The organism is Shewanella sp. MBTL60-112-B2, from assembly GCF_019655055.1.
In the GTDB taxonomy this organism is placed as follows: Bacteria; Pseudomonadota; Gammaproteobacteria; order Enterobacterales; family Shewanellaceae; genus Shewanella.
The window spans coordinates 1-627 of the sequence record NZ_BPFA01000089.1 but is presented as its reverse complement, the minus strand read 5'-3'; the positions used below and the strand labels follow the sequence as shown (position 1 = coordinate 627).

Below are 627 nucleotides of genomic sequence, written 5' to 3'. Positions count from 1 at the left end.
GCATGCTCTTAACCGCTGGCCAATTAGAAGGCTTGCAGTACGATGCGCCTGCCGACTATGACAGCGGCGATGCCGTGGGTAACTTCACCTACAGCGTCAATGACGGCACTGTCACTGAAAACGGCAGCGTGGCGATCACGGTCAACCCAATCAACGATGCGCCGCTCGTCGACAGCAATAGCATCAATGTCAATGAAGAGACGCAAAATACGTCTTTAGGCCTCAGCGCACCAACCGATGCTGATGGCGATAACCTCACCATTACGGTCACCGGCCTACCGACTCTGGGCACCGTCACCCTCGCTGATGGTACTGCGATCACCAATGGCATGCTCTTAACCGCTGGCCAATTAGAAGGCTTGCAGTACGATGCGCCTGCCGACTATGACAGCGGCGATGCCGTGGGTAACTTCACCTACAGCGTCAATGACGGCACTGTCACTGAAAACGGCAGTGTGGCGATCACGGTCAACCCAATGAACGATGCGCCACTCGTCGACAGCAATAGCATCAATGTCAATGAAGAGACGCAAAATACGTCTTTAGGCCTCAGCGCACCAACCGATGCTGATGGCGATAACCTCACCATTACGGTCACCGGCCTACCGACTCTGGGCACCGTCACCC

At 55.5% G+C, this 627-nt stretch carries 1 protein-coding gene; it reads left to right on the top strand.

Annotated features, from left to right (window positions below):
* A partial coding sequence (locus K5Q73_RS21345) for an Ig-like domain-containing protein (RefSeq protein WP_259655247.1) occupies window positions 1-627 on the top strand: 627 nt, incomplete at both ends.